The organism is Methylobacterium sp. WSM2598, assembly GCF_000379105.1.
GTDB lineage: Bacteria > Pseudomonadota > Alphaproteobacteria > Rhizobiales > Beijerinckiaceae > Methylobacterium.
Map to the genome: position 1 here is coordinate 979 of NZ_KB900611.1, position 6,241 is coordinate 7,219.

A 6,241-nucleotide genomic window follows, 5' to 3' on the forward strand; every position below is an offset into this window, starting at 1 on the left:
CGCTCCTCCTGGTCAGGTTGCGAGGGGGAGCGGCGGGCGACACGACACCTACGGATCCGCGCTCACGGCGCAACCGGGCGAGTCGCAGAGGCGGCCAGCTACTAACACGAGCTCTCAGCTCATCGTATGCATCGGCCTGCCCGCACCTTCGTGCTCCCGGTGCCTCTGTCCCGGATGGTCGCACCATACGCCAAGCCCAGCAGGAGCTCAGCCGAACCGCGGCACCGCCATCCTCATACCGGTTACGAACCCGATCGAGAGCGTGTTCGCGACGGTCCGGCATCGCACGGTGCGGACCAAGGGCGCGCTCTCGCCTACGACCGCCAAGCTGATGGTGTTCAAGCTGGTCATGGCCGCGGCGAAGACCTGGCGGCGGCTGAAGGGCGAGAACCAGTTGCCGAAGGTGGTGGCGGACGTCATCTTCCGGGACGGGACCGAGAGGTCGCCGCGGATCCAGATCACCGCGCCGCCTGACCGCCGCCATCACCCAAATCCCCGCATAGCTCTCAGCGGTGTCCTGAAGGGGCGCTCACCGGACATGGTCCTGCGCGAGCGGCTGAAGGCGAAGCCGGAGTTGGCCAAGCCCGTCATCAAGCCGCCTGATCCGGACGCACTCCCCGCAGCGCTCAAGGTTGTTGCGGACGCCAAGGAGGTCTCGCATCCAGACAGTTAGGGTCCGAGTACGGCGTGATGTTCGCGAGGGCTAACAGGGCGGCTCAGGCGGCCCGTGGCGCCCGTCCTGCTTCCCACCGGCCGTTCCCCCGTCTCAAAAAGAACAGGATCTTCAGCGTCAAGTCGCCGTACAGCAGGCAAGTGATGCTCTGATTGCGGCAGGGGCGGCGATGTCAGCACCGCCCGTCTATGCCCCCGCGCCGGCCCCTGCGTTTTCTCGCCCGGTAACCTGCAACAGCCAGCGGCTCGGGACCATGGTTCACACCAACTGCTACTGAGCAGAGCTCATCAGCCCTGCTGCTTCTCGCCGGCCCCGGCGCGCGTCTCTGCCACCATCTGCAACTCGGCCTGCGGGTGGCTCTCAGCGGCCAGCCTTTCGACCTCTTCAGGATGACGCGCTAGGACGCGCAGCAGGTTCGTCATGGCACGGCTCGTTGAGACCTCACCGCTCTCGTACTTCTGAAACGATCGGGGTCCGCCGCCGATGAGTTCGGCTGCTTTGGCTTGCGAGAGCCCCAGTCTCTTGCGGAGAACAACCACCTCGGCTGGCGTCGCAAGGTGTTCGACCTCAGCCTTAAGAGTGGCAAGCTCGCGGTCCGAAACCTTCATGTCGGCGCGCGTATGAATGCTTTCGCCGCTGGCGTCGCAGTACCAGCCCGGCATGTCGAACGTGCGCTTGTGGCCCTTGTACGAAATCGTGAAGGGACGCACGTCTCGAACCATCGGCTGCCCGGAGACCGGGCACAGGGGCGCCTCAGCCATTATCTTTCTCCTTGAAAGACAGTAACAGGAACTCGGTCACTACATCCGCACGGAATTTAATGTAGAGCGTGCCTACATCTGATGGCACGTGGTAGACATCCTGCCATTCCTTATTGTTTGCATACGACGTCATTGACTTATCGAAGTGATTTCTTTCGATAGTTTGGAGCGCTTGCACCATCTGCGCCGCATTCAAACCCAACTCCGCCGCTGTTCGGGTAGCGGTGCCGGTCGCGACAAAGCTGGATGTCTGCGCCCAAGCTTTGAAAGAGCCTAGATCGTAGGTCGGCGTTCGCTTCTCTGTCATCGACGATCCTACACCATAATGGTGTGGCTGCAAGAGGGTTCCAAGGGGTCGGTAAACACGGTTTCGCTAACGAGTGCGGGATCACTCCGCTTATGCCGGGCTCCTAGTGCTCACCCTGAGTACCGTCCGCACCGGCCCGGAACCGCACCCCCGCCCCGCCCCCGTTCTCGGGGATGAACTCCAGTCCGGCCGCCTCGAACGCCTGCCTGAGGACCGTCAGCGTCGCCTGTCGGGGCTCGGCGCTGCCTGCCTCGAACTGCCTGACAGTGACGACGCCCACCGATGCCGCCCGCGCGAGATCGGCTTGGGTCCAGTTCAAGAGGCCGCGCGCTGCGCGGCATTGGGCAGGGGAGATCATGGCGTAATAGTGCCAGAGGCGTCGAAAAACGACAATCCCGACGAAAAGTGCTTGAACGGACGATTTGCGTCGCTTAAAATCAGAACCGTCGAAAAAAGACGGTTTTCCGCCATGTCCGCCCGCTCGACTGGTCCCAAGCGATGCACGACCTCGACGCCTCGCGCCGGGCCTACCGGCCGGGCGAGCGGGCGGCCGCGGCTCGCGCCGCCGTCTTCGCCAAGCTCTCGGCTGATCGGGCCCGTGGGGAGAGCCGCAAGGCGCCCTTCGTGGTCGCCGGCCGGTACGACCGCCGCGCCATCATGGCCGCTGCCATCGCCGCGGCGCAGGCCCGCCGGGCCGTCACGGGCGAAGCCTGGGGCGCGTGCCTGTCCGCGGCCCTGAAGGGGGCCTGGCAGGCCGCCAAGGCCCAGCGCCTCGCCAGGGCGCACTGACATGGCCGAGACCGCCCGCCTCCTCTGGATCGCCGCGCAGGCCCGTCTCGCGACCGGCGTCCTGCACCTCGCCTGAGCCGGAGGACCCACCATGAAGACGAAGCTCTCCCGCCCGGCCGACGCGCCCCGCCCGACCCTGCGCGAGCGCGGGGCCGCCCTGAAGGCCTCGGCCGCCCGAGTGATGCGGGGCTCCCGCGAGCCGGCCCAGGCATCCCCCGCCGCACCGGCCCTCGATCAGGTCGCACCCGCAGCGCCCGATCCGGTCTTCAGGACCATCGCCGCGCACCAGGAGGCCGACGCCCGCATGGACGCGCTCCAGCGGCGGATCAGCGGCCAGCGGGCCACGCGCGGCGACCTCGACGAGGAAGACCGCCTGGGCGAGGCGCAGTGCGTCACCGCCGAGCGGCTCCTCAAGGCCGTGCCGCGGACCGTGGAGGGCCTGCAGGCCTACGCCGGGGAGCTGCGCCGGTACGTGGCGGCCCGCGACGAGGGCGACGGCCACGCAGCTCCCGAAATCATCCAGCAGGCCTTCGACGCGCTGGCGACGAGCGTGGGGGCGCTCTCACCACGGACAGAGGCACCCGCCCCGGATCTGAGCCGCTTCACGATCGGCGAGCTCGCCGGCCTGTTCGACACCTACGAGCGCGCCGCCGGGCTGTACGCGGTCAGCGGGTTCTGGCCGAAGATCGGCGAGGCCGGATCGGGGTTGCTCTCGGAGGAGGTCGACCGCTGCGAGGCCATGATGGAGGCCATCGGCACCGAGCTGAAGCGGCGCGTGCCGGCGGACGCCTCGGACAGCGACGAGAAGGCGGAGCGGCTGGCGCGTCTTCTCCTCCGGGGCGGCGACTGGAAGGGAGCCCGTGCCGTCGCCGCCCAGGCCGAGGCTGCGGGCGGCCGTGGAGCGGGCGGCACAATCCGCCCTCGACACCGCCAACCGGCTCATCGCCGTCCTCGACCGCTGGGACGAGGATCCGGACCTCGAGGACGGGGGCGATGCGGAGCCCTCGCTGGGCGCGCCGGAGGGCGACGGCTCGCAGATCGTCTTGTTCCGTGGCGGTGACGCCGACCTGGAGCTGGACCACCAGCTAGAGAGCCGCACCCCGTGACGCCTTTCCGTACCGCGTTAGCACCGTACGCTGCTATCGTCGTAATGTCGTATGGCCGTATGTTGTCCGGCGGCTTCGCCGGACGCGGCCGGCGCCTCGGGCGCGGCTGCGGTCAAAAGACCGCGGCGCCTCGCCGTTCCACATCAGGGTCTTCTTTGAGGGCCAGTATCCCGGGCTGCCGCTGCTGCAATGGATGGGCCTGACCCTCGATGCGCGCGCGGCCGCGGCGCGGGGCGTGCCGCCCTTCCCTCACATGCTGTGCTGGCTGCGCGAGGCGCCGGTCGAGGCCTGAAGCCTTCCGCCGCGGGAGATCCGCCGTTGACACGGGCGGCGCCCGGTCGAGGGTGGGGGCAACGCATCCTCGGGAGGAACCATGCGCATCCTGGCCGCCACGCTCGTCGCCCTCAGCATCGCCGCACCGGCCGCCGAGGCCGCCTCCCCCCTGCCCGGCCGCATCGAGATCCACGCGGTGAAGAGCCGGACCCTGACCGGGGAAGAGTTCCTGCGCGGCGACGCGCCGGGGCGCGAGGTGGTGCTCGGCGGCGAGTTGCGCCTGCCCGTCGGCGCGCCGCCGAAGGTGCCGGTGGTGGTGCTTGTCCACGGCTCGGGCGGGATCAGCGCCGGCCCGGACGCCTGGGCGCGGGTGCTCAACGAAGCGGGGATCGGCGCCTTCATCCTCGACGCCTTCACGGGCCGCGGCATTGTCAGCACGATCGAGGACCAGGAGCAGCTCAACTCCCTCGCCATGATGCTCGACGCCTACCGCGCCCTCGACGCGCTCGCGGCGCACCCGCGGGTGCGGGCGGACCGCATCGCCGTGATGGGCTTCTCCAAGGGGGCGGTCGCGTCGGTCTACTCGGCGGCGGAGCGGTTCCACGCGGCCTATGGCGGCCCGAACCGCTTCGCCGCCCATATCGGCCTCTACACGCCCTGCAACGTGACCTATCGGGAAGACGACAAGGTCGGCCCGGCGCCGATCCGGCTGTTCCACGGCACCAGCGACGACTACGTCAGCGTCTTGCCCTGCCGGGACTACGTCGCCCGGCTGAAGCAGGCCGGCGCGGACGTGATGCTGACCGAGTATCCCGACACGCAGCACAGCTTTGACACGCCGACGAGCCCGCCGCTGGTCTCGATCCCGAAGGCGCAGAGCACGCGCGACTGCCGACTGAAAGAGGGGCCAGGCGGCACGATCCTCGACGCCGCGACGGGCCGGCCCTACAGCCTGCGGACAGACCCCTGCGTCGCCGTCGGCGCCCATGTCGGCCACAACCCGGCCTCGACCGAGGCGGCGCGGGCGGCGGTGGTCGGCTTCCTTCGTGAGGTGCTGCTGAAGTAAGAGCCGCGGCCGCCCCGTCGGAGCTCGCCCTCCCCTCGCCACGAAGCGGCCGGAGAACCGGGGCTCCGAGCCCATGAGACACCTCCCTGCCGTCTGCGCGCTGATCCTGGCGGCGGGCCTCGCCGGGTCGGCGGCGCAGGTGCCCCGTCCCGCCCCGCAGGCGGCCAAGCCGGCCCCCGCGCCGGCCGAGGACGACATGGCGGAAGTCGACCCGGCCCTCCTCGCCCAGTGCCGCCGGCACGCCGCCGAGAAGCGGCTCAGGGGCGGGGCCCGGACCACCTTCGTGAAAACCTGCGTGCAGGCGGAGGATTGGGGTCAGGACTCAATCAGCACCAGAACGCGATCACGGCGGCGAGGGCGAGAGCGGAGGCGTAGTTGCGGGCCAGCTTGTCGTAGCGGGTGGCGATCCGGCGGAAGTCCTTGAGACGGCAGAAGGCGGCCTCGATGCGCCAGCGTTCCCGGGAGCGGCGCTTGTCGTGGCGCAGCCTGCGCTTGCGGGCGCGGGTGCCGGGGATGACCGGGGTGATGCCCTTCTCCCGCAGATCAGCCCGCAGCCAATCGGCGTCGTAGCCCTTGTCGGCGATCAGGCGGCGGATCCGGCCGGGAGCCTCGGCCAGCACCGCCGGGGCGGTGCGCACGTCGCTGGCGTTGCCGGGTGTCAGCAGGAGGACACCGGGGCGGCCAAGCACGTCGACGAGGGCGTGGATCTTGGTGGTCTGGCCACCCCGCGACGGGCCGATACCCTGCGCTGTCGCCCCCCTTTGCCGCCCTGCGCCGAGCGGTGCGCCTTGACGTAAGTCGCGTCGATGGCAGCCGCCTCGCCGGACCATCCAGCTTTGGCCAGGGCCGCCAGCATCGCCGTCCAGAAGCCACGCCGCGACCACCTGTTGAAGCGGTTGTAGACCGTGGTGCGGTGTCCATACGCGGCCGGGCCATCGCGCCAGCGGCAGCCGGAGGTCAGCACGTGCAGGATGCCGGAGATGATCTGGCGATCGTCCTTGCGCTCGGGGCCGGGCTGGTTTGTGGGCATGAACGGCTCGATCACCGCCCACTGCGCGTCCGAGAGCCAGAACAGGTCCGCCATGGCCGCCTCCGTGCTGCAAGCGGCCGCCCTGAATCACAAAACCATAGACCCTGCAACACCTTGGTTCGGTTCAGGCCCTAGCATTACAGTTGCGTTTTTGTGCGTGCTGGCTGACGGCTGGCCCGGCTTGGCGTCCGGCGCTGCCGCCGCCGTTTGGCGTCTGACGCGCGCTGTTTGAGATG

7 protein-coding genes and 2 pseudogenes are annotated in these 6,241 nt (G+C 69.4%); 5 read left to right on the forward strand and 4 right to left on the reverse strand.

Annotation, left to right across the window (positions count from 1 at the left end; translation table 11 throughout):
• Positions 1 to 244: 244 nt before the first annotated feature.
• Together MET2598_RS40290 and MET2598_RS43520 are read left to right on the forward strand one after the other, a co-directional pair.
• Positions 245 to 474, forward strand: a pseudogene (locus tag MET2598_RS40290) (IS256 family transposase); the annotation flags it as partial.
• A gap of 40 nt (positions 475 to 514) precedes the next feature.
• Positions 515 to 673 (forward strand): annotated as a pseudogene (locus tag MET2598_RS43520) (IS481 family transposase); the annotation flags it as partial.
• Positions 674 to 960: 287 nt separating this feature from the next.
• Here the strand turns inward: MET2598_RS43520 and MET2598_RS0135120 are convergent.
• From MET2598_RS0135120 to MET2598_RS0135125, 3 genes are all read right to left on the reverse strand, one after another.
• On the reverse strand, positions 961 to 1,434 hold the full coding sequence (locus MET2598_RS0135120; RefSeq protein WP_018264020.1) for a type II toxin-antitoxin system MqsA family antitoxin: 474 nt from the start codon (positions 1,432 to 1,434) through the stop codon (positions 961 to 963).
• On the reverse strand, positions 1,427 to 1,741 hold the full coding sequence (locus MET2598_RS40295) for a type II toxin-antitoxin system MqsR family toxin (protein WP_084674075.1): 315 nt from the start codon (positions 1,739 to 1,741) through the stop codon (positions 1,427 to 1,429). The genes MET2598_RS0135120 and MET2598_RS40295 overlap by 8 nt, the downstream gene beginning before the upstream one ends.
• 103 nt (positions 1,742 to 1,844) lie before the next feature.
• A complete protein-coding gene (locus MET2598_RS0135125) occupies positions 1,845 to 2,099 on the reverse strand; it encodes a helix-turn-helix domain-containing protein (protein ID WP_018264021.1) in 255 nt (84 codons plus the stop codon).
• Positions 2,100 to 2,239: 140 nt separating this feature from the next.
• Between MET2598_RS0135125 and MET2598_RS0135130 the strand changes: the two genes are divergently transcribed.
• From MET2598_RS0135130 to MET2598_RS0135145, 3 genes are all read left to right on the forward strand, one after another.
• Positions 2,240 to 2,530, forward strand: coding sequence for a hypothetical protein (locus tag MET2598_RS0135130; RefSeq protein WP_018264022.1), 291 nt, complete (start codon positions 2,240 to 2,242; stop codon positions 2,528 to 2,530).
• 91 nt (positions 2,531 to 2,621) lie between these two features.
• Positions 2,622 to 3,590, forward strand: coding sequence for a hypothetical protein (locus MET2598_RS41895; protein ID WP_018264023.1), 969 nt, complete (start codon positions 2,622 to 2,624; stop codon positions 3,588 to 3,590).
• Between the two features lie 419 nt (positions 3,591 to 4,009).
• Positions 4,010 to 4,975 carry a dienelactone hydrolase family protein gene (locus tag MET2598_RS0135145; RefSeq protein WP_018264025.1) on the forward strand — a complete coding sequence of 322 codons (966 nt, stop codon included), beginning with the start codon at positions 4,010 to 4,012 and terminating at the stop codon, positions 4,973 to 4,975.
• Positions 4,976 to 5,301: 326 nt separating this feature from the next.
• Here the strand turns inward: MET2598_RS0135145 and MET2598_RS40310 are convergent.
• Positions 5,302 to 6,059 (reverse strand): IS5 family transposase gene (locus MET2598_RS40310; RefSeq protein WP_085984622.1). Its coding sequence is split into 2 segments (ribosomal slippage): positions 5,302 to 5,723 and positions 5,723 to 6,059, totalling 759 coding nucleotides; the frame shifts between segments, so codons are not numbered across the junction.
• Between the last annotated feature and the right edge of the window lie 182 nt (positions 6,060 to 6,241).

Bases quoted from the DNA above. Each gene is read 5' to 3' on its own strand.
- MET2598_RS0135120 (WP_018264020.1), bottom strand. From the start codon at position 1,434: ATGGCTGAGGCGCCCCTGTGCCCGGTCTCCGGGCAGCCGATGGTTCGA.
- MET2598_RS40295 (WP_084674075.1), bottom strand. From the start codon at position 1,741: ATGACAGAGAAGCGAACGCCGACCTACGATCTAGGCTCTTTCAAAGCT.
- MET2598_RS0135125 (WP_018264021.1), bottom strand. From the start codon at position 2,099: ATGATCTCCCCTGCCCAATGCCGCGCAGCGCGCGGCCTCTTGAACTGG.
- MET2598_RS0135130 (WP_018264022.1), top strand. From the start codon at position 2,240: ATGCACGACCTCGACGCCTCGCGCCGGGCCTACCGGCCGGGCGAGCGG.
- MET2598_RS41895 (WP_018264023.1), top strand. From the start codon at position 2,622: ATGAAGACGAAGCTCTCCCGCCCGGCCGACGCGCCCCGCCCGACCCTG.
- MET2598_RS0135145 (WP_018264025.1), top strand. From the start codon at position 4,010: ATGCGCATCCTGGCCGCCACGCTCGTCGCCCTCAGCATCGCCGCACCG.